A 20,728-nucleotide genomic window follows, 5' to 3' on the forward strand; every position below is an offset into this window, starting at 1 on the left:
CCGACATGTCTGAACAACAACCGCAGGGCGCTGCTGATGCCGCAGTTGAGCTTAACAACGAACTGAAAGCGCGTCGCGAAAAGCTGGGTGCGCTGCGTGAAAACGGCGTGGCGTTTCCCAACGATTTCCGCCGCGACCGCACTTCTGATCAGCTGCACGCCGAATTTGGCGGCAAAGAGAACGAAGAGCTGGAAGCGCTGAATATCGAAGTCAGCGTTGCTGGTCGTATGATGACGCGCCGCATTATGGGTAAAGCATCATTCGTGACCTTGCAGGACGTGGGTGGCCGCATTCAGCTGTATGTGGCGCGTGACGATCTGCCGGAAGGTCACTACAACGAGCAGTTCAAAAAGTGGGACTTAGGCGATATCCTTGGCGCACGCGGTAAGCTGTTCAAAACCAAAACCGGTGAGCTGTCGATTCACTGCACCGAGCTGCGTTTACTGACCAAAGCGTTGCGTCCGCTGCCGGACAAATTCCACGGCCTGGCCGATCAGGAAACCCGCTATCGTCAGCGTTACCTTGATCTGATTGCTAACGACGAATCACGTAACACTTTCAAAGTGCGTTCCCAGATCATGGCCGGTATTCGCCAGTTTATGGTTGGCCGTGACTTTATGGAAGTCGAAACGCCAATGATGCAGGTGATTCCAGGCGGTGCGTCTGCGCGTCCGTTTATCACCCATCACAATGCGCTGGACATTGATATGTACCTGCGTATTGCGCCGGAGCTGTATCTGAAGCGTCTGGTGGTCGGCGGATTTGATCGCGTATTTGAGATCAACCGCAACTTCCGTAACGAAGGTATTTCTCCACGTCATAACCCAGAGTTCACCATGATGGAACTCTATATGGCGTACGCTGATTATAAAGATCTGATCGAGCTGACTGAAAGCCTGTTCCGCACTCTGGCGCAGGATGTACTGGGCAGCACCGTGGTGCCTTATGGCGATCAGCAGTTTGATTTCGGTAAGCCGTTTGAAAAACTGACGATGAAAGAAGCGATTCTGAAATACCGTCCGGAAACCAATCTGGCCGATCTTGATGATTTGGAGAAAGCGTCTGCTATTGCTGCTTCTTTGGGAATCAAAATCGAGAAGAGCTGGGGTCTGGGTCGCATCGTTACTGAGATCTTTGAAGAGACCGCAGAAAGCCATCTGATTCAGCCGACCTTTATCACTGAGTATCCGGCTGAAGTCTCCCCGCTGGCGCGTCGTAATGACGATAACCCGGAAATCACCGACCGCTTTGAGTTCTTTATTGGCGGCCGTGAAATCGGTAACGGCTTCTCCGAGCTGAATGATGCAGAAGATCAGGCTGAGCGTTTTTCCCAGCAGGTTAATGCGAAAGATGCCGGTGATGACGAAGCGATGTTCTATGACGAAGACTATGTCACCGCGCTGGAACATGGTTTGCCACCGACTGCCGGACTGGGCATTGGTATCGACCGTATGGTGATGCTGTTTACTAACAGCCACACTATTCGTGATGTGATCCTGTTCCCGGCGCTGCGTCCAACCAATAAGTAATCGGGTAGTACGACGCAAAACTGACGGTCAGCTGATGCTGGCCGTTTTTTTTGCTGCCAGCTTTTATTCGTCGCAATCTGTTAACCCCTTAGCAATTTCCTGCCGTTAGTTTGCCTGTCAGTCATTTCCCACGCATCATGCAAAAAACAGGACAGTGGTGTGACTAAATGATGATTAATGTGGCGTTGGTCGATGACCATGTGGTGGTGCGTTCCGGCTTTGCCCAGTTGCTGTCGCTGGAAAATGATATCCAGGTGGTGGGGCAGTTTTCGGGAGCGCAGCAGGCCTGGCCGCATTTATTGCGTGATGCTATCGACGTGGTGGTGCTTGATATTGCGATGCCGGAAGAGAGTGGTCTCAGCCTGTTGCAGCGGCTGCGTCAGCAGCGTCCTGGCTTTCGCGCCATTATCCTCAGCATTTATGACTCCAGCGCCTTTGTGCAAAGCGCGGTGGATGCCGGTGCCAGTGGCTATCTGACCAAGCGCTGTGGCCCGGAAGAGCTGGTGCAGGCGGTACGCACCGTCAGCGTCGGTGGTCTGTATCTCTGTGCCGATGCGCTGCGTGCGTTGCGGCAAACGTCGCAAATACCGCAGGAACTGGCGGAGCTGACGCCGCGTGAAAAAGAAATATTCGACCTGCTGGTCAATGGGCTAAGCGTGAAAGCGATTGCCGCTCAGCTCGACTTAAGCCATAAAACGGTGCATGTGCATCGCGCTAATGTGCTGGGGAAATTGCAGTGTGCCACCACCGTTGAGCTGGTTCATTTTGCGTTGCAGCATCAGTTACTGAGTAGCCGCTAATGCCGCCATCTCGTCAGCTGATTCTCTCGCTGTTTCTGGCGCTGTTTTTTGCCCTAAGCTGGCTGGCGCTGTGGATTATCAGTTTCTATCTTAGCCAGAACGGACAACAGGCGGTAATGCTGTTGCCGCAGGGGCTGCATCTGGCATTGATGATTCTGCTGCCGCGCCGCTACTGGTTGCCGTTGCTGCTGGTTGAAGGGGTGATGCTGAGTGCTTTGCTGTGGGAGCAACTACTGACGCACTCGCGGGTGTTGTTGTCGCCCCTGCTTAGCCTGCTGCCCGCCTGGCTCAGTCAGCGCGTCTGGCATCGCCATACCCTCTACTGGCAGCGGCTGACGGTGCTGCTGGCGGCGGTGACCGCCAATGCGCTATTGCAGGGAGTGATTATTGGCCCGTGGCTGCTGGAAGGCATCACGCAAACGCTGCTGGCCTCGTTTACCGGCGGTATCCTGCTGACGCCGTTTAGCTACCTGATTTATGAATATCTGCGACAACAGCACCTTAGCGATATGCTGTCCCAGCGCATGCCCGATCCACCGCTGCGTACCTCGCTGCTGATTTGGTGCTCAGTGTTTTTTGCCATCGGCATCAGTATTCAGGTGGCCATTGCGCCGGAGATGGAAGGGCTGCTGCTGATTCTGGTGTTTCTGCCTAACGTCTTTATGGCCTATAAGTTTGGCTGGCAGGGTGGGGTGCTGTCGGCGATTCTCGGCAGCGTACTGATTACGCTGACGCGGCAGGCCAGTGGGGCGTTTCACGATCTGCGCGAGCTGGAGCTGTTTCTCTCGACTCAGGCGCTGCTCGGCACCGGGCTGGGGATTGCGGTCAGCCGTCAGCAGCAACTGGCGCAACACCTACAGCGTTATCGCCAGCAGCTGGAAAAAGAGTTGCAGGCGCGTCGTCAGCTGATGACACAGCTGGTGGATACCGAAGAAGCGGTGCGCAAGGCGCTGGCGCGCGAGCTGCACGATGAAATTGGTCAGAATATTACCGCTATCCAGATTCAGGCGATGCTGGTCAACCGCACTGCCGACACGCTGGCGGCGAAGCAGGCGGCCGGACAGATTGGCGATTTGTCGCAACGAATTCATCACACCACGCGCCAGCTGCTGCGACAGTTACGTCCGCCGGTGCTGGAGGAGATGGCGCTGGATAAAGCATTGCAGCAGCTGGCGGGGGAATTCTCGTTTGCTGAACAGGGCGTGGATTTCCGGTTCGACTATCACTTACGCGATGCGCCGCAGGATGAAACCCTGACTTTTACCCTTTACCGGGTGGTGCAGGAGCTACTGAACAATATCAGCAAGCATGCGCAGGCGCAGCGGGTCAGCGTCAGCCTGACGCAGGATAATCAGCTGATTACTCTGGTGGTCAGTGACGACGGTATTGGCATCACGGCGAATACCGGTAGTGGTTTCGGTTTGCGCGGTATTGAGGAACGAGTGCGTGCATTGGGCGGCGACTGGCAGATGTCGCAGCAGCAGGGAACGCGCATAATTGTTAACTTGCCCACAAAACTGAGTCAAATAACGCCTTAACCAGGAAAAATTCTTAGTGCCCTCCAACTTTGTCTCATCCCCAACCTCACCCGGTTCCCTATACTCGCCACAACCCTGGAGGCGCGCATGTCGACAACGGTTCTGACCGAGCAACAGATCGGCGCAGTTTATCGCTACTGGCGTCCGCGACTGTTGTTCTCGATGGTAGTCGGCTATGCCGCCTTTTATCTGACGCGCAAAAGCGTCAGTTACGCGATGCCGGTGATGCAACTGGAGCTGGGGCTGGATAAAGCCGATATCGGCCTGCTCGGCACGCTGTTTTACCTGGTGTACGGCGCATCAAAATTTTTCTCCGGCATCATCAGTGACAAAACCTCGGCGCGCTGGTTTATGGGTACCGGGCTGTTTATCACCGGGTTACTGAATGTGGTGTTTACGCTGTGCCACTCGTGGAGCGCACTGCTGGTGGTCTGGACGCTGAACGGCTTTTTTCAGGGATGGGGCTGGCCGCCGTGCGCCAAATTGCTCACCAGCTGGTATTCGCGCAACGAGCGCGGCTTCTGGTGGGGCTGCTGGAATACCTCGATCACCATGGGTGGTGCGCTGGTACCGCTGCTGTCGGGCTTTCTCGCCTCTGAATATGGCTGGCAGACGGCGCTGCTGGTGCCCGGCGTGATGGGGATGTTGCTGGGAATCTGGCTGTGCTGGCAACTGTGTGACAAACCCGCCGCACAGGGATTGCCCACCGTCGGCAGCTGGCGGCGCGATCCGCTGGAGTTATGGCAGGAGCAACACAGCCCGCCGATGAGTATGCGGACGATTCTGCGCCAGGCGATTCTGGCGAACCGTACCCTCTGGCTGCTGGCGGCATCCTACGTGCTGGTGTACCTGATTCGTATCGCGCTGAATGACTGGGGCAATATCTGGCTGGCGGAAAGCCACGGCGTTTCACTGTTAGGCGCGAATGCCACGCTGTCACTGTTCGAGCTTGGCGGACTGACAGGCGCACTGTTCGCCGGATGGGGATCGGATCTGCTGTTTCGCGGTCAGCGTGCGCCAATGATTTTGCTGTTTGCCTTTGGCCTGTTTCTCAGCATGACCGCGCTGTGGCTGGCGCCGGTGCACCACTATGGTTTGCTGTCGATGTGCTTTTTTAGTCTGGGATTTTTTATCTTCGGCCCGCAAATGCTGATTGGTCTGGCGGCGGCTGAATATTGTCACAAAGACGCAGCGGGAACCGTCACCGGTTTTCTGGGGTTATTTGCCTATCTGGGGGCGGCCCTGGCGGGATGGCCACTGGCGCAAGTGTTGGAGCATTACGGTTGGTCGGGTTTCTTTGCACTGCTGACGCTGGCGGCCAGTTGTATTGGTTTGCTGCTGATGCCGTTGCTGATAGCCGGGCTGAACCGACTGAGATTTAAACAGGCGTCGTAATCGTACTCTTACTCACTGGCTGTACCCAAAAAGATAAGGATAAAAAATGAAACTCGTCCCTCTCGCTACCCTGATTGCCGCCGGACTGACACTGGCCGCCTTCGCTGGCAGTACGCAAGCCAAAGGTCGGCTGGTGATCTATTGCAGCGCCACCAACACCATGTGTGAAACCGAAGCCAAAGCCTTCGGCGAAAAGTATGATGTGAAAACCAGTTTTATTCGCAACGGTTCCGGCAGCACGCTGGCGAAAGTCGATGCGGAAAAAAATAACCCGCAGGCGGATGTCTGGTATGGCGGCACGCTCGATCCGCAGTCGCAGGCAGGCGAGATGGGCTTGCTGGCGGCCTATAAATCGCCAAACCTTGAGCAGATCATGCCGCAGTTCCGCGATCCGGCAAAGGTGAAAGGCAACTACTCATCAGCGATTTATATCGGCATTCTCGGCATGGGGGTGAATACCAACCGCCTGAAAGAGAAAAATCTGCCGGTGCCTAAATGCTGGAAGGATCTGACCAATCCGGTTTACAAAGGCGAAATCCAGATTGCCGATCCGCAAAGTTCCGGTACCGCGTATACCGCGCTGGCGACCTTTACTCAGCTGTGGGGCGAAGAGCAAGCCTTTGATTATCTGAAAAAGCTTAACGGTAATGTTTCGCAGTACACCAAGTCGGGGATTGCACCGGCGCGTAACGCGGCACGCGGTGAAACGGCAATCGGTATTGGCTTCCTGCACGACTATTCGCTGGAGAAAGAGAAGGGTGCACCGCTGGAGCTGATTTCGCCGTGTGAAGGTTCGGGCTACGAAATAGGCGGCGTCAGCATCCTGAAAAATGCGCGCAATATGGAGAACGCCAAACTGTTCGTTGACTGGTCACTGTCAAAAGAGGCACAGGAGCTGTCATGGAAACAGGGTCAGTCCTACCAGATCCTGACCAACACCACCGCCGAAACCTCGCCGAACTCGCTGAAGCTTGATGACCTGAAACTGATCGATTATGACATGGATAAATACGGCGCTTCCGATACCCGTAAGCACCTGATCACCAAGTGGGTCAATGAAGTCAAGATGGGTCAATAACCCACGCTCACTGGCACGTCGTTAGCGGCGTGCTGCTGCTCTCTTTTACCCATTACCGGGGAACACCATGAGTGATGCTATAGCTTTGCGCCCGGCGCAGAGACGGGATGCTATTTTCTATTGGCTGGGAATTCTGGTGCTGGCGTTTGCGCTGTTGCCGGTATTCAGCCTCGACTACGGACTGCTGGAATCGACCGCCGATGAGATTGTTGCGGCCTACGGCTGGTCCGGCATCCATATCGGTCTGGCATGGTTGCTGTTGCCGCTGCTGTTGCTGGTGCGTCCGGCGCACAGCGTCAGTCGCGAGCAGCGTGGCCGTCATCTGTTTGATGCCGGCTATGCGCTGTTTTGCGCGCTGTTTATGGTGGTCAGCGCCACGCTGATCGGGCGCGGACTGGGTTATGGCTCGATTCTGATTCTGATCAGCCTCGGTGCCATTATGACGCTGGCACTGTCGCGGCTGGAGTGGCTGGGCGGCGATCGTTTTGTGCTCGGCTCGCTGATCGCCATTGTGGCGCTGATTAGCCTGTTTATCCTCTATCCAAGCCTGGCGATTTTTAAACCGATGTTCAGCGACGACAGCGGAGCCTTTGCGCCGTTGCAGTTTATGAATATTCTCGGTCAGGCGCATATTATTCAGGTTATCTGGAACTCATTTTTGCTGAGCGCAGCGGTGGGAGTCGGCTGTACCTTCTTCGGACTGGTGCTGGCGATTTATACCACGCGTATTGCCAAACGTTCGGCGCTGATTGGCCGTATCTTCTCGATTCTGCCGATTGTCACTCCGCCGTTTGTTGTCGGCTTAGGCGTGACCCTGATGATGGGGCGTTCCGGCTATGTTACTGAATTTATGGTGCAGTATCTTGGGCTGACCAACAGCAACTGGCTGTACGGTTTTACCGGCATCTGGCTGGCGCAGGTGCTGGCATTTACCCCGATGTCATTTATGATCCTCGACGGTGCGATTAAAACCATTCACCCGTCGCTGGAAGAAGCCTCGTATACCCTGCGTGCCAACCGTTATCAGACCTTTCAGCGGGTATTCTTACCGCTGCTGAAACCGGCGCTGGCGAACTCATTTTTAATTGTGATAGTCCAGTCGCTGGCTGACTTCAGTAACCCGCTGGTACTCGGCGGTAACTTTGACGTGCTGGCCACGCAAATCTACTTCTATATTACCGGCGCTCAGCTGGATTATTCTGCCGCCAGTACGCTCGGCGTCATTCTGCTGCTGTTCTCACTGCTGGTGTTCTGTATCCAGTATATGTGGATTGGTAAGCGCTCATACGTCACCATTTCCGGTAAATCCTCGCGTGGCGATGTGCAACCGTTGCCTGGCTCGCTGGTCACGGCGGTCACGCTGCTGCTGTGGGTATGGATCGGTTTTAATGTGTTGCTGTATGGCAGCATTTTCTACGGCAGCTTTACCGTTAACTGGGGCGTTGATTACACCCTGACGCTGGATAACTTCAGCAAGCTGTTCGGACAGGGATTCAGTGATGGTGCCTGGCCTTCGCTGCTCGACACGCTGCTGTATGCCGGCATTGCCGCGCCGATTACCGCTATTTTCGGTTTGTTGATTGCTTATATTGTGGTGCGCCAGCATTTCACCGGTAAAAAAGTGATCGAGTTCACCACCATGCTGTGCTTTGCGGTGCCGGGAACCGTGGCGGGCGTCTCCTATATTCTGGCGTTTAACAGCGCACCGGTTTATCTCACTGGCACCGCAGCGATTGTGATTATCTCGATGGTGATGCGTAACGTGCCGGTCGGGATTCGCGCCGGGATTGCCGGGCTGGGACAGCTGGATAAATCACTGGATGAAGCCTCACTCAGCCTGCGTGCCGGTTCGTTAAGAACCGTGCTGTTTATCGTGCTGCCACTGCTACGACCGGCGATCCTTTCGGCGCTGATCTACAGCTTTGTGCGTGCCATTACCACCGTCAGCGCCATTGTTTTCCTCGTTACGCCAGATACCCGTGTGGCGACCTCGTACATCCTTAACCGCGTTGAGGATGGCGAATACGGCATGGCGATTGCCTATGGTTCGATACTGATCGTGGTGATGTTGGCAATCATTTTTATCTTTGATGCGCTGGTCGGTGAAGCGCGCGTGGCCCGTTCACGGGCAAAAAACAGTTAACAGGGTGCTTATGAACGCTAACGTTGCACAACCAAATGAAAATAAAAAACATTTCGTCGAACTGAGAAATATTGGTAAGCGCTTTGGTAATAATGCGGTGATTGACGATCTTAGCCTGGCGATCCCGCAAGGGCAGATGGTCACGCTGCTGGGGCCGTCGGGCTGCGGCAAAACCACGGTGCTGCGGCTGGTGGCCGGGCTGGAAAAACCCACCGAAGGGCAGATCCTGATTGATGGTGAAGATGTCACCCACCGCTCCATTCAGCAGCGTGATATCTGTATGGTGTTTCAGTCTTACGCGCTGTTCCCGCATATGTCACTGGGAGAAAACATTGGCTACGGTTTGCGGATGCTCGGTCGTCCGAAAGCAGAAATCCGCGATCGGGTGCATGAAGCGCTGAAGCTGGTGGATCTGGAAGGGTTTGAAGATCGCTTTGTTGACCAGATTTCCGGCGGGCAGCAGCAGCGTGTGGCGTTGGCGCGTGCGTTGATCCTGAAACCCAAGGTGCTGCTGTTTGATGAGCCACTGAGTAACCTTGATGCCAACCTGCGCCGTAGCATGCGTGAAAAAATCCGTGAACTGCAGCAGCAATTTAATATCACCTCACTGTATGTCACGCACGATCAAAGCGAGGCGTTTGCGGTATCGGATTCCGTGCTGGTGATGAATAAAGGCAAAATCATGCAGCTTGGTGAGCCGCAAAAGCTGTACCGCTACCCGGCGTCGCGCTTTATGGCCGGTTTTATGGGCGATGCCAATATCTTTGACGCACGCATCAATGGCAGCAGCGTTGAGATTTTTGGTTACCCGATTGCCCGGCCTGAAGGTTTCGCCGCCGGGTTGCAGCAATGTGCGGTTGGCGTGCGCCCGGAGGCGATTACCCTCAGCCCGCACGGCGATGCCAGCCAGCGTTGCACGATTAAAAAGGTGGCCTATATGGGGCCGCAGTATGAGGTACTGGTTGACTGGCACGGACAGCAGCTATTGCTGCAGGTCAATGCTATCCAGCTACAACCGGCTCCGGGCGATCACTACTATCTGCAGATTCACCCGTTTGGCATGTTTGAACTGCGCGATAGCGCCTGATCAATAGTTAACCCTGGGCGGCACTGATGCCGTTCAGGGTTAACTGGCTAAGATTTAATCGTCTGCTCCAGCCAGTCCTTAAAGCTGGCGTAAGGGACGTACAGCGCCACGTTTTTATACAAATTCTTACCGGTTTTGCTTTCGTTGATTTCATCGGTAAAACCAACAATCACACCCGCGATACTGTCATCGGTGGCGTTATACACGGCCCCACCTGACATACCTTTCACCACGCCGGCATTGGCCGCCACCACCACACATTTCAGCTTGTTCCAGCTATTTTTCAGTCCGGTATTGGCCAGATTGGTGCCGCTGGAAGCGACCGGCATCGCCGAAATAAAGCTATAACCATACAGATTTACGCGGTCGCCCATCTTGCCATTACGGAAGTGCGGTGGCAGGTTGGGTTCATTGTTTTTGCGATACACTATCGCCAGATCGCAATCAGGATGATATGCCTTGACTTTATAGGTCGAAAATTTAGCCACATGTGCGGCGGTGAGACTGTATTCCTCGGTTAAAGGGATGGTGGTGCCCAGGGTGCCGATCCCCATCACCGTTGGGATTCCCGTAACCGTCATATCGACCCTTTTCAGAGCTTCTCCACTGTACTCATATTTGCCTACTGAGCATCCACTCAGGCACAAACACATTAAGGATATAACCAGTCGCATCATGTCTCCCCGACCTTGATTATCAAGCAACGTAACTTTCACCAGGTCACTCCATTAACCTGGTATCGGCCGCAAAGCATTATTCTTTAAGGTGAAATGGTGAAAAATCCTAACAACCTTTGTTGATATAGCAATGCTTGATTGTTAAATACGGCAAAAACGGGATCAATCTTAACGCGGAATGTTAAGTATGATTGAAGTTTATAATCTATCTTAGAACAAATATTCGGATAGAAAAATAAATGGTTCTTCCACTGGTTATTTACATTTTTACATACTTTTCTTGATTGATTTCAGCATGATTATTGCTCACCGGGCAATATACCCTTGCCGCACGCGGGGTGTATGATGATTGCCGGCTATGTTTTAATAGCGCTTTGTGACGTGGATCAAATTCAAGTATTCATAAATTACGTCACTTAGAAGGGTTTTTTTCGGAAAACCTCCTGCCTGCAGTATGTAAATTTTTTTTTGGGAGAGTGTGATATGCCTGTTTCATTACTGGCGTTGGCGCTGAGTGCATTCGCAATCGGCACGACTGAGTTCGTCATTATGGGGCTGTTGCCTGAAGTGGCGAACGATCTGCAAGTCTCTATACCCTCAGCCGGGTGGCTGATTAGCGGCTATGCCCTGGGCGTTGCCATCGGCGCACCCATTATGGCGCTGCTGACCGCCAGACTGCCGCGTAAGCGCACGCTGATATTGCTGATGTCGATCTTTATCGTCGGCAATATTCTCTGTGCACTGGCGTACAGCTATAACTTGCTGATGCTGGCTCGCGTGGTGACTGCATTATGTCACGGTGCCTTCTTCGGTATTGGCGCGGTAGTGGCTGCCAGTCTGGTACCGGCGGGTAAGCAGGCATCGGCGGTCGCGCTGATGTTTACCGGACTGACGCTGGCCAACGTGCTGGGTGTGCCATTAGGCACCTGGTTCGGTCAGTTGTTTGGCTGGCGCGCCACTTTCTGGGCGGTATCGGTCATCGGTGTGCTGGCGTTTATCGCTTTGATCGTCAGCCTGCCGGTCAATAAAGAAGAGAAGCCGGTGCATCTGGCGAGTGAAATCAGCGCGCTGGCGAACGGTAAATTGTGGCTGTCGCTGCTGATGACGATGTTCTTCGCTGCGGCAATGTTTGCGCTGTTCAGCTATATCGCGCCGCTGTTGCTGGAAGTGACCGGTATCAGCGACCGTGGCGTTAGCTGGACGCTGTTCCTGATTGGTGGTGGTCTGACGGTCGGTAATATCCTCGGCGGGAAGCTGGCGGACTGGCGCGTTTCTTTCAGTCTGATCCTGAGCTTCTCACTGATTGCGGTATTGTCGCTGCTGTTCAGCTGGACCAGCCATGCGCTGTGGCTGGCGGAAATCACGCTGTTCCTGTGGGCGATGGCGACCTTTGCTACCGTTCCGGGTCTGCAAATTAACGTGGTTCGCCACGGCAAGGATGCGCCAAACCTGGTCTCAACCCTGAATATTTCGGCGTTTAACGTCGGCAATGCGCTGGGTGCCTGGGTAGGCGGTGCGGTAATTGGCGGTGGCTATGGCCTGACGGCAGTGCCGGTTGCCGCTGCCGTGCTGGCAGCGATCGGGCTGGTTGTTTGCCTGATCACCTTCCGCAATTCACGCAGCCAGCCGGAAACGGTCAGCGCTTAAGCCAGTAACGCGTCGAGGCGCTGGCTGAACAGGCCAATCTGCTGTTGCAGATGCTGACTGAAAGCCTCCACCAGCGCCGAGGCCGGACGATGACGAGGCCGGATTAAACTGACGGTAAACGGCACATCGACACTGAAGCGGCGAATCACCACTCCGCTGTCGGCGTAATCCAGCGCCGTCAGCGGATTCACCACTGACACTCCCACGCCTGCTTTAACCATCGAACAGACCGACGCCGCGCTATGCGTCTCCATCACCATTCGACGCTGCACGCCACGTTCCGCAAACAGTTGGTCCAGCAGCTGACGATAGCTGTCGCTGCGTGACAGACTGATATAGTTCTCACCATTGAAATCCTGTGGTTCCAGCTGCGCACGCGCCGCCAGTCGGTGGCCTTTTGGCAGCACGCAGACTTCGTTCCGCGTCAGCAATTCGATGCGATCGGTGCCCGCTGGCGTCAGTGTGGTTTCAGTCAGGCCTAAATCGTGACGTTGGGCGGAGAGCCACTCTTCCAGCAGCGGCGACTCTTGCGGAATGATATTCAGGCTGAGATCGGGATAGCGTTGCAGAAACGGCTGGCAGACCAGCGGCAGCAGTGACTGAGAAAATACCGGCAGACAGGCGATGGAAAGCTCCCCCTGGCGGAACTGGCGCAAGCCTTCTGCCGCATTAATAATCCGATCCAGCCCGTACCACGAGCGCTGCACTTCTTCGAACAGCCGTAAGCCCTGTACGGTCGGCTGCAAGCGGCCGCGCACCCGTTCAAACAATCGCAAGCCGATCAGTTTCTCAAAGCGTGCCAGTTCACGGCTGACGGTCGGTTGTGAGGTATGCAGCATTGCCGCCGCTTCGGTAAGGTTACCGCTGGTCATTACCGCATGGAAAATCTCGATATGACGCAGGTTGATATGAGCCATCTTCGGCATCCGTCAGGTAAAGCCATATCATATTTGCATAGACATGAATTAAACAGATATTTTTCAGCAAGAACTGTCTGTGGCGTAATAGCACCATGACATCAGGAGAATTGCTATGCCACGTCCGCTGAATAACACCGAAACCGCCCTGAACGGCGAAAATCTGCTGCAACTGGCCCGTCGCTACGACTGCCCGGTCTGGGCTTACGATGCCAGCATCATTGCCGAGCGCATCCAGCAGTTACAGCAATTTGACGTGATTCGTTTCGCGCAAAAAGCCTGTTCCAATATTCATATTTTACGTCTGATGCAGCAGGCGGGAGTCAAAGTCGATTCAGTTTCACTGGGTGAGATTGAGCGCGCACTGGTGGCCGGTTTTCAGCCGGGCGGTGATGAGATTGTGTTTACTGCCGATGTGTTTGATGCGCCGACGCTGGCACGCGTAGCGGAGCTGCAAATTCCGGTCAATGTCGGTTCGGTGGATATGCTGCATCAGTTGGGTGAGGTGTCGCCTGGACATCGCGTCTGGTTACGAGTTAACCCTGGTTTCGGCCATGGACACAGCCAGAAAACCAACACTGGCGGTGAAAACAGCAAGCACGGTATCTGGCACACCGATTTATCGCTGGCGCTGAATGCAATCAGGCAGCACGGCCTGAAACTGGTTGGCATTCATATGCATATCGGTTCGGGCGTTGATTACGGTCATCTTGAGCAGGTGTGTGATGCGATGGTCGACCAGGTGGTGAGTTTTGGCCAGGATCTGGAAGCGATCTCTGCGGGTGGTGGTCTGTCGATTCCTTATCACGTTGGTGAAGAAGCGATAGATACCGGGCACTACTTCGGCCTGTGGAATGGTGCGCGCCAGCGTATTGCTGCCCATCTGGGGCATGCGGTGAAACTGGAAATTGAACCGGGCCGTTTCCTGGTGGCGGAATCAGGCGTACTGGTTTCCCAGGTCAGAGCGGTGAAAGCGATGGGCAGCCGTCACTTTGTGCTGGTCGATGCAGGCTTTAACGACCTGATGCGTCCGGCGATGTACGGCAGTTATCATCATATTTCGGCGCTGACCGGTGATGAGCGTCAAATCGATTTACAGCAGACGGTTGAAAGCGTGATCGCCGGGCCGCTGTGCGAATCCGGTGATGTGTTTACCCAACAAGAGGGCGGTAAAGTGGAAACCCGCGCACTGCCTGCGGTGCAGGTGGGGGATTATCTGGTGTTCCATGATACCGGTGCCTATGGTGCATCGATGTCATCAAACTACAACACGCGTCCGTTACTGCCGGAAGTGCTGTTTGAAAACGGGCAGCCACGTGAAATCCGTCGCCGTCAGACGATTACTGAATTACTGGCGTTAGAAATTTAATATTGATTTAACTTACTGAAAAGTAAAAATCAAACCCTGTTTTCTGTCGGGCGGCGTTCCTGCCGCCCGTGCTAAACTTTTGCACCCTGCATGCGATCAGGTCAGGAGCCGAACACGGCTCCCTACGAAACACCGATATTTAATCAGGGCGGTGTTTTACCCGGCAAAAATCTCCTTCCTCAGCAGCACGATTTCCTCAGCCAAATCGCGGCACAACATAGCATTCATCAGATGATCCTGGGCATGTACCAGGATCAGCGTCACCGGCACTTTCCCGACCCCCTCGTCAGCACCAATTAACCGGGTCTGAATATGGTGAGCCGCTTTTGCCGCTTCCACCGAGGCCGCCAGCGCCTCATCAGCACGCTGCCATTCGCGTTTACGGGCAAACTGGATAGCGCTCATCGCATGGGATCGTGCTTCGCCGGCATTGATCAGCAACTCCATCATGGTTTGTTCAAAATCCATACTCACCTCAATTATTGGTATGCCAAATTTGTGAAATTTATCTTAATGGAATGCCAAAACAGCGTTCCGAGACGTTAATCACAGAAAAATAAATCGATATGGTTAATTTTGGTATGCCAGGTGAACGGAATTTCGCCAGTTACGCAATAACCGGATGCTGACACTTTTACTTTGAGGGTTCACTCATGTCTCTACAGGATCGTCTAATCGACTCTCTGGGGAGTTTCGCCACTAAATTTAATAGTTACCGCTATATCATGGCGATCAAGGCGTCATTTATTACCCTGATGCCGGTGATTATTGTCGGGGCGTTTTCCGTCTTGATCTCCAATATGGTGCTGGATCCGAAAAATGGTCTGGCAAGCTTCGCCTCACTGGCCTTTCTTGCCGAGCTAAAACCGATCACCACCAGTATTAACTACGCCACGCTAAGTTTCCTGAATATCGGCGCGGTATTTCTGATTGGTATTGAGCTGGGCAAAATCAACGGCATTAAAACGCTATTTCCCGGTTTGCTGGCGATTATCTGCTTTATCGCGGTGACGCCGACCACGCTGCAAATGATGGTCGGCGGTGAGATGCAGCTGGTAACCGATGTGCTGGCGAAACAGTTTTCCGATACCAAAAGCCTGTTCCTCGGCATGTTTATCGCCATCCTGTCGGTGGAGGTCTACTGTCGACTGGAAAATGTTAACCGACTGAAAATCAAAATGCCGGATACCGTGCCGCCGAATGTTGCCGCCTCGTTTTCCGCGCTGATCCCGGCAATTATCACAGTTTCCGCCATCGCCACCTTTGGCTTTATCTTCCACCGTGTCACCGGAATGTATTTGTATGATGCGGTGTACAAAGTGGTGCAGCAACCGCTGGAATCGGTAGTGCAGAGCCTGTGGGGCATTCTGTTGCTGATGTTTGTCGCCCAGCTATTCTGGGTGATTGGTATTCACGGCAACCAGATGATTAAACCGATCCGCGAACCGCTACTGCTCGGCGCGATTCTGGTCAATATGAATGCCTTCGAGCAGGGCAAAGAAGTGCCGAATATCATCACCATGCCGTTCTGGGATGTCTATATGAGTATTGGCGGCTCCGGCCTGACGATTGGCCTGCTGACCGCAGTGATGCTGGCAACGAAGCGCAAAGAGATGCGCGAAATTGCCAAGCTCTCTTTCGGTCCCGGACTGTTTAATATCAATGAGCCGGTGATCTTCGGTATGCCGATTATGCTCAACCCGATCCTGGCGATCCCGTTCATTATTACCCCGTTAATTACCGGCTCGATTGGCTACTTCGCGACCGTAACCGGTTTTGCCGGTAAAGCGGTGGTGATGGTGCCATGGACCACGCCACCGATTATTAACGCCTGGCTCTCAACCGCCGGTTCAATGGGCGCGGTAGTGACGCAAATTGTCTGTATTTTGGTGTCGGTGGTGATCTACTTCCCGTTTGTCAAAATCGCTGCCCGCCGCGCACAGGCTGCGGAAGAGAAATTGCTGCAACCCGAAAAACAGGAGCTGGCATGAGCAAGGTGAGTGTCTCCATTCCGGAAGATTTTATTCTCGGCGCAGCCGCATCAGCCTGGCAAACCGAAGGCTGGAGCGGCAAAAAATCAGGGCAGGACTCTTATCTTGATGCCTGGTATCAGCACGACCGCCACGTCTGGCATAACGGTTACGGTCCGGCGGGAGCCACCGACTTTATTAATCGCTACAAAGAGGATGTGGCGTTGATGAAAGCGGCCGGACTGACGCACTATCGCACTTCCATTAACTGGTCACGTTTTCTCACCGATTATGAAAACGTGACTGTGGATGAAGAGTACGCCCGCTATTACGACAATCTGATTGATGAGATGCAGCGCCAGGGAATTGAGCTGATGCTCTGCCTGGAACACTATGAGCTGCCGGCGATTCTGCTGGAGCAGTATGGCGGCTGGGCGTCGAAAAAAGTGGTGGAACTGTATCTCCGCTATGCCGAACAGGTATTTGCACGTTATGCGCATAAGGTCACCCGCTGGTTCACCTTTAATGAGCCGATTGTGGTACAGACCCGCGTCTATCTTGACGCGTTGCGCTGGCCTTACGAGCAAAATACCGATAAATGGATGCAGTGGAATCATCATAAAAATCTGGCCACCGCCAAAGTGGTAAAGCTGTTTCGTGAGAAAGGTTATCCCGGCACGGTCGGCACGATTCTCAATCCGGAAGTGACTTATCCACGATCCCGCGCCGCGCATGATGTGCAAGCCGCGCAACGCTACGATCTGTTTTATAACCGGGTGTTTCTCGACCCGGCGATTAAGGGTGAATACCCGGCAGAGCTGATTACGCTGCTGCATAAGCATGGGGTGCAGTGGCAGTACGATGAGGCGGAACTGCAACTGATCGCCGACTACCGCGTCGATGAAGTCGGTATCAATCTCTACTATCCGCATCGCGTGAAGGCCCCTTCGCGCGCCTGGCACCCGGAAACACCGTTTCATCCGGCTTATTACTACGAGCATTTTGAGCTGCCTGGCCGTCGGATGAACAAGTCACGCGGCTGGGAAATCATGCCACAGATTATTTTTGATATGGCGATGCGGATAAAAGATGAGTATGACAACTTCCCGTGGTTTGTGGCAGAGAACGGCATGGGCATTGAAAACGAAGCGCAATTTAAAAATGCCGACGGCGAAATTCAGGATGACTATCGCATTGCGTTTATCGCCGAGCATCTGTACCAGACGTTGAAAGCGCGCGAGGCGGGAGCCAACTGTCAGGGCTATATGCTGTGGGCATTTACCGACAACGTTTCGCCGATGAACGCCTTTAAAAACCGTTACGGATTAATTGAGATCGATCTGGAAAACCAGCGCCAGCGTCGGATGAAAAAATCGGCTCACTGGTATCGTGGCCTGCGTGACAGCCAGCGGCTGACGCTAACGCTTGATGATGAATGGAAATAAGGAAGCTGATAATGAAACGTATCGTACTGGCCTGCGCGGCAGGCATGTCCACCTCAATGGTGGTGACACGGATGGAAAAAGAGGCGGCGGCGCGGGGTCTTGAGGTTCAGATTTACGCCATTCCGGAGCAGAACCTGCGTGATGAGCTGCAAAACTATGGTACAGAAGTGATCGCCGTGCTGTTGGGGCCGCAGGTGCGATTTAAACTTGATGAAAATCGAAAACTTACCGACAGTTATCACATCCCGATTGCGGTGATCGATACGGTGGCTTACGGCACACTTAACGGTGCAAAAGTACTCGATCAGGCGCTGGCTTTGGTAGACTAAGCGAATATCGTCGTAAACGGGCCAGCAGAGACGCTCTGGCCCGTAAGCGTTACAGCTCGAAGCGGAAGCGAGTCGGCGATATCATTAACATCGTCAATGGATTAAGGGTGATTAAGTGGATAAGGTCGCACCTCCGCAAGAGAAGAAGCAGTATCAGGAAATTGGTCAGCATTTGCGTCAGCAAATTATTGATGGCCACTATCCGGTGGGTTCCCGCCTGCCACCAGAACGCCATATCGCCGAGACCTGGGGCGTCAGCCGCACGATTGTGCGTGAAGCATTGCTGATGCTGGAGCTGGAAGGCACGGTGGATATCCGCCAAAGCTCCGGGGTTTACGTGATGCGGATCCCCTCTGAAAGCAGTGATGAAGAAGAGGCGTTTTTCCGCAGTGATGTTGGCCCGTTTGAGATGCTGCAAGCGCGTCAGCTGCTGGAGAGTAATATCGCCGCTTTTGCCGCAAAAATGGCCACCAAAGCGGATATCGAGAATTTAAAACGCACGCTTGAGCAAGAGCAGAAGGCGATTGCGATGAATGACTATAGCCAGGATAACGACAAAATGTTCCATCTGCTGCTGGCGGGTGCCACGCAGAATCAAATGCTGCTGGATACGGTCAACAGCGTCTGGCGACACCACGACAGTAGCCCGCTGTGGCAGCAGCTACGCAGCCATATCGAAACCCGCAGCTATCGGCTGAAATGGTTGGGCGATCACCAGACCATCCTTGCCGCACTGCGTCGTCGCGATGTCATGGGGTCGTGGCAGGCAATGTGGCAACACCTGGAAAACGTCAAAAATACCCTGCTGGAGTTATCTGATGCCGATGCACCAGATTTTGACGGTTATCTGTTTGAATCGGTTCCCGTCTTTCAGGGGAAACTGATGTGAAGATCGCTTCAGTTTCACACACCAGGGCGGACGATATCTACGGGCTGACGCTCGGCGTGATGTTTATCGCCATTGGTCTGAATATGCTGCATTTATCCGGCATGGTAACCGGCGGCGTGGCCGGGATCGCGCTGCTGCTTTCTTACTTTGTTGCGATGCCGATTGGCACGCTGTTTATTGTAATCAATATCCCGTTTATGTTTTTCTCCTGGTGGAAGATGGGCGCGGCTTTTACCCTGAAAACCCTGATGGTCAATATTATCTTGATGGTGGCTTCGCTCACGCTGCCGGGGCTGCTGGCGATAAGCTATATCCATCCGGTATTTTCTTCCCTGGTTGGCGGAACCCTGATCGGTATGGGAATTTTATGTTTAGCCCGTCATAATGCCTCGGTCGGTGGCACCGGCGTGATTACGCTGTGGGGGCAGAAAGTGTATGGCGTGAATGCCGGTAAAACACAAATGGTGCTGGATGTGATCGTGTTCATGGTTGCATTAATCAAAGTTCCCGGTGATTTATTACTCTGGTCAATCGCCAGCGCAGTCGCCATGAATGCCATGTTATTGCGCTGGCATAAACCTGGACGTTATTCCGGGGCGTAATCCGTTATCGCCGCCGGTGCCAAGGGTTTGTACTCTGCCTGCCATCAAGACGGGAGCCCAAAAATGGCTCCCCTGCAAAACTGCCAGCATCATTATTTGATGCACGAATAACAATGATTCTATTGATGTTTTTGTCCCTGGCTAAAAATGGATTCATGCCGTATTACTGGGTTATTTAAACAACAGGAGCTTGTTTATGAATAACTCAGTACTGGCATTTAACGGTGAACGTTCCGATGCGGTTAGCCACGCTTTTCATTCCGGTAATGGCTATCGGGCTTACCCCCCCGCGCTGATGCGCTTTCACTGCCCGGACAGCTGGAGCCCTTTTGCTGCCGGGGGGATTAACCCCTATGCCTGGTGTGCAGGCGATCCGATTAACCGTAGCGATCCTTCCGGCCATATGAGCTGGCTGAACTGGGTCGGCTTTGGCGTGGGAGTGGGCGTTGGCATTTTTGGCGCGCTATTTAGCGGCGGAACCTCGCTGGCGATCGGTGCCGCGCTGGCGACCACCGCCATCAGCTCGGCGCTGGGTTTAATCGGTCAACTGGAGCAACCACACCATCCAAAGCTGGCACAGGCGTTAGGCTGGGCATCACTGGCGGTAGGGATTGTCGGTGCTGTCGGCATGCTGGCAGCCGCACGTATCGGGGCGAACGCGGCCTCCTCTTTAGCAGGCCGGGGAGCGGGACTGGCTGAGGATACGATCGATATGGATCTGGACAGCGAGTTTCGTTATCGGGCAACACTGGGACGAAGCTCGCCGCGTGGTGCAGCTGGCGGTGCCAACTCGCTTATGTCAGTGATTTTTGAGGACACTTATCAGGACGCCAGCCATCAGGCGCAACAAAGGCTGAATATATGGGCTTTCACTAATGGAAACCGCATCTCGCTCGGGGATCGGATGATTGCCCCTCGCCAACTGGCTACCTTATTAAATGAGCATGGTATTGTGCTGGATGAGTATCATGAACTCAGGTTTATTAGTTGTAACTCGACGCACTTTGCCCGGGAATTTACCTATCAGACACTGTGGCCAACCAGCGGTTTTCGTGGCGTAGTAACTTTGCAAGGTGAGGCGGTTCGTGCTTTCCGGGAATATTCGAGCCGGGAATTGTCTATACCCGCGTTTAATCAGCTGGGCGATATCTTTCCGGAAAGAACCATGGCCGCAGGCGTAAATATTTTCGACCACAATGCGCCATTTTTCCGCATTGTGGCGGGTAATCCGGTTTCATTTCGGGTTCGTCCGGGTGAGCCATTGATCATTGACAGGTTTGACGGCTAGTCACCGCTGCGGGACGCAATCGCTG

Annotated in this window: 18 protein-coding genes; 15 read left to right on the forward strand and 3 right to left on the reverse strand. The window is 53.8% G+C overall.

Annotated features, from left to right (window positions below):
* The first annotated feature begins 5 nt into the window (after positions 1-5).
* From lysS to fbpC, 7 genes are all read left to right on the forward strand, one after another.
* Positions 6-1,529, forward strand: a complete 1,524-nt coding sequence (gene lysS / locus NG42_RS11405) for a lysine--tRNA ligase (protein WP_052899480.1) — start codon at positions 6-8, stop codon at positions 1,527-1,529.
* 170 nt (positions 1,530-1,699) lie between these two features.
* On the forward strand, positions 1,700-2,329 hold the full coding sequence (locus tag NG42_RS11410) for a response regulator transcription factor (RefSeq protein WP_052899529.1): 630 nt from the start codon (positions 1,700-1,702) through the stop codon (positions 2,327-2,329).
* Positions 2,329-3,867, forward strand: coding sequence for an MASE1 domain-containing sensor histidine kinase (locus NG42_RS11415; RefSeq protein ID WP_052899481.1), 1,539 nt, complete (start codon positions 2,329-2,331; stop codon positions 3,865-3,867). The genes NG42_RS11410 and NG42_RS11415 overlap by 1 nt, the downstream gene beginning before the upstream one ends.
* An 87-nt stretch (positions 3,868-3,954) precedes the next feature.
* Entirely contained in the window at positions 3,955-5,262 is a 1,308-nt protein-coding gene (uhpC, locus tag NG42_RS11420) for an MFS transporter family glucose-6-phosphate receptor UhpC (protein WP_052899482.1), read from the forward strand.
* A 46-nt stretch (positions 5,263-5,308) separates the two neighbouring features.
* Complete coding sequence (locus NG42_RS11425) at positions 5,309-6,340, forward strand: ABC transporter substrate-binding protein (RefSeq protein WP_052899483.1); 1,032 nt, start codon at positions 5,309-5,311, stop codon at positions 6,338-6,340.
* Between the two features lie 67 nt (positions 6,341-6,407).
* A complete protein-coding gene (locus NG42_RS11430) occupies positions 6,408-8,483 on the forward strand; it encodes an ABC transporter permease (RefSeq protein WP_052899484.1) in 2,076 nt (691 codons plus the stop codon).
* A gap of 10 nt (positions 8,484-8,493) precedes the next feature.
* A complete protein-coding gene (gene fbpC, locus NG42_RS11435) occupies positions 8,494-9,570 on the forward strand; it encodes a ferric ABC transporter ATP-binding protein (protein WP_052899485.1) in 1,077 nt (358 codons plus the stop codon).
* Between the two features lie 47 nt (positions 9,571-9,617).
* Here fbpC and NG42_RS11440 read toward each other — a convergent pair whose 3' ends face one another.
* Entirely contained in the window at positions 9,618-10,244 is a 627-nt protein-coding gene (locus NG42_RS11440) for a hypothetical protein (protein WP_052899530.1), read from the reverse strand.
* Positions 10,245-10,730: 486 nt separating this feature from the next.
* On the opposite strand from NG42_RS11440, the gene NG42_RS11445 reads away from it, so the two are divergent.
* Positions 10,731-11,894: an MFS transporter gene (locus tag NG42_RS11445; protein WP_052899486.1), complete on the forward strand. Its 1,164-nt coding sequence runs from the start codon at positions 10,731-10,733 to the stop codon at positions 11,892-11,894.
* On the opposite strand, the gene NG42_RS11450 is transcribed toward NG42_RS11445, so the two are convergent.
* Entirely contained in the window at positions 11,891-12,811 is a 921-nt protein-coding gene (locus NG42_RS11450; protein WP_052899487.1) for a LysR family transcriptional regulator, read from the reverse strand. The two genes, NG42_RS11445 and NG42_RS11450, sit on opposite strands and share 4 nt — an antisense overlap.
* Positions 12,812-12,926: 115 nt before the next feature.
* Here NG42_RS11450 and lysA point away from each other — a divergent pair, with 115 nt between their 5' ends.
* Positions 12,927-14,180, forward strand: coding sequence for a diaminopimelate decarboxylase (lysA, locus tag NG42_RS11455; protein WP_052899488.1), 1,254 nt, complete (start codon positions 12,927-12,929; stop codon positions 14,178-14,180).
* Between the two features lie 156 nt (positions 14,181-14,336).
* Here the strand turns inward: lysA and NG42_RS11460 are convergent, their stop codons facing one another.
* On the reverse strand, positions 14,337-14,648 hold the full coding sequence (locus NG42_RS11460) for a PTS lactose/cellobiose transporter subunit IIA (protein WP_052899489.1): 312 nt from the start codon (positions 14,646-14,648) through the stop codon (positions 14,337-14,339).
* A 185-nt stretch (positions 14,649-14,833) separates the two neighbouring features.
* On the opposite strand from NG42_RS11460, the gene NG42_RS11465 reads away from it, so the two are divergent.
* The 6 genes from NG42_RS11465 (at position 14,834) to NG42_RS11490 (ending at position 20,703) form a co-directional block, all read left to right on the forward strand.
* Entirely contained in the window at positions 14,834-16,171 is a 1,338-nt protein-coding gene (locus tag NG42_RS11465; protein WP_052899490.1) for a PTS sugar transporter subunit IIC, read from the forward strand.
* Positions 16,168-17,595 (forward strand): glycoside hydrolase family 1 protein, encoded by a 1,428-nt coding sequence (locus tag NG42_RS11470; RefSeq protein ID WP_052899491.1) that lies wholly within the window; start codon positions 16,168-16,170, stop codon positions 17,593-17,595. The genes NG42_RS11465 and NG42_RS11470 overlap by 4 nt, the downstream gene beginning before the upstream one ends.
* An 11-nt stretch (positions 17,596-17,606) precedes the next feature.
* Positions 17,607-17,924, forward strand: a complete 318-nt coding sequence (locus tag NG42_RS11475; RefSeq protein WP_052899492.1) for a PTS sugar transporter subunit IIB — start codon at positions 17,607-17,609, stop codon at positions 17,922-17,924.
* 115 nt (positions 17,925-18,039) lie between these two features.
* On the forward strand, positions 18,040-18,813 hold the full coding sequence (locus NG42_RS11480) for an FCD domain-containing protein (RefSeq protein ID WP_052899493.1): 774 nt from the start codon (positions 18,040-18,042) through the stop codon (positions 18,811-18,813).
* On the forward strand, positions 18,810-19,415 hold the full coding sequence (locus NG42_RS11485) for a YitT family protein (protein WP_241488344.1): 606 nt from the start codon (positions 18,810-18,812) through the stop codon (positions 19,413-19,415). The genes NG42_RS11480 and NG42_RS11485 overlap by 4 nt, the downstream gene beginning before the upstream one ends.
* 196 nt (positions 19,416-19,611) lie before the next feature.
* Positions 19,612-20,703, forward strand: coding sequence for an RHS repeat-associated core domain-containing protein (locus NG42_RS11490; RefSeq protein WP_052899495.1), 1,092 nt, complete (start codon positions 19,612-19,614; stop codon positions 20,701-20,703).
* Positions 20,704-20,728: the final 25 nt, after the last annotated feature.

The organism is Winslowiella iniecta, assembly GCF_001267535.1.
In the GTDB taxonomy this organism is placed as follows: Bacteria; Pseudomonadota; Gammaproteobacteria; order Enterobacterales; family Enterobacteriaceae; genus Erwinia; species Erwinia iniecta.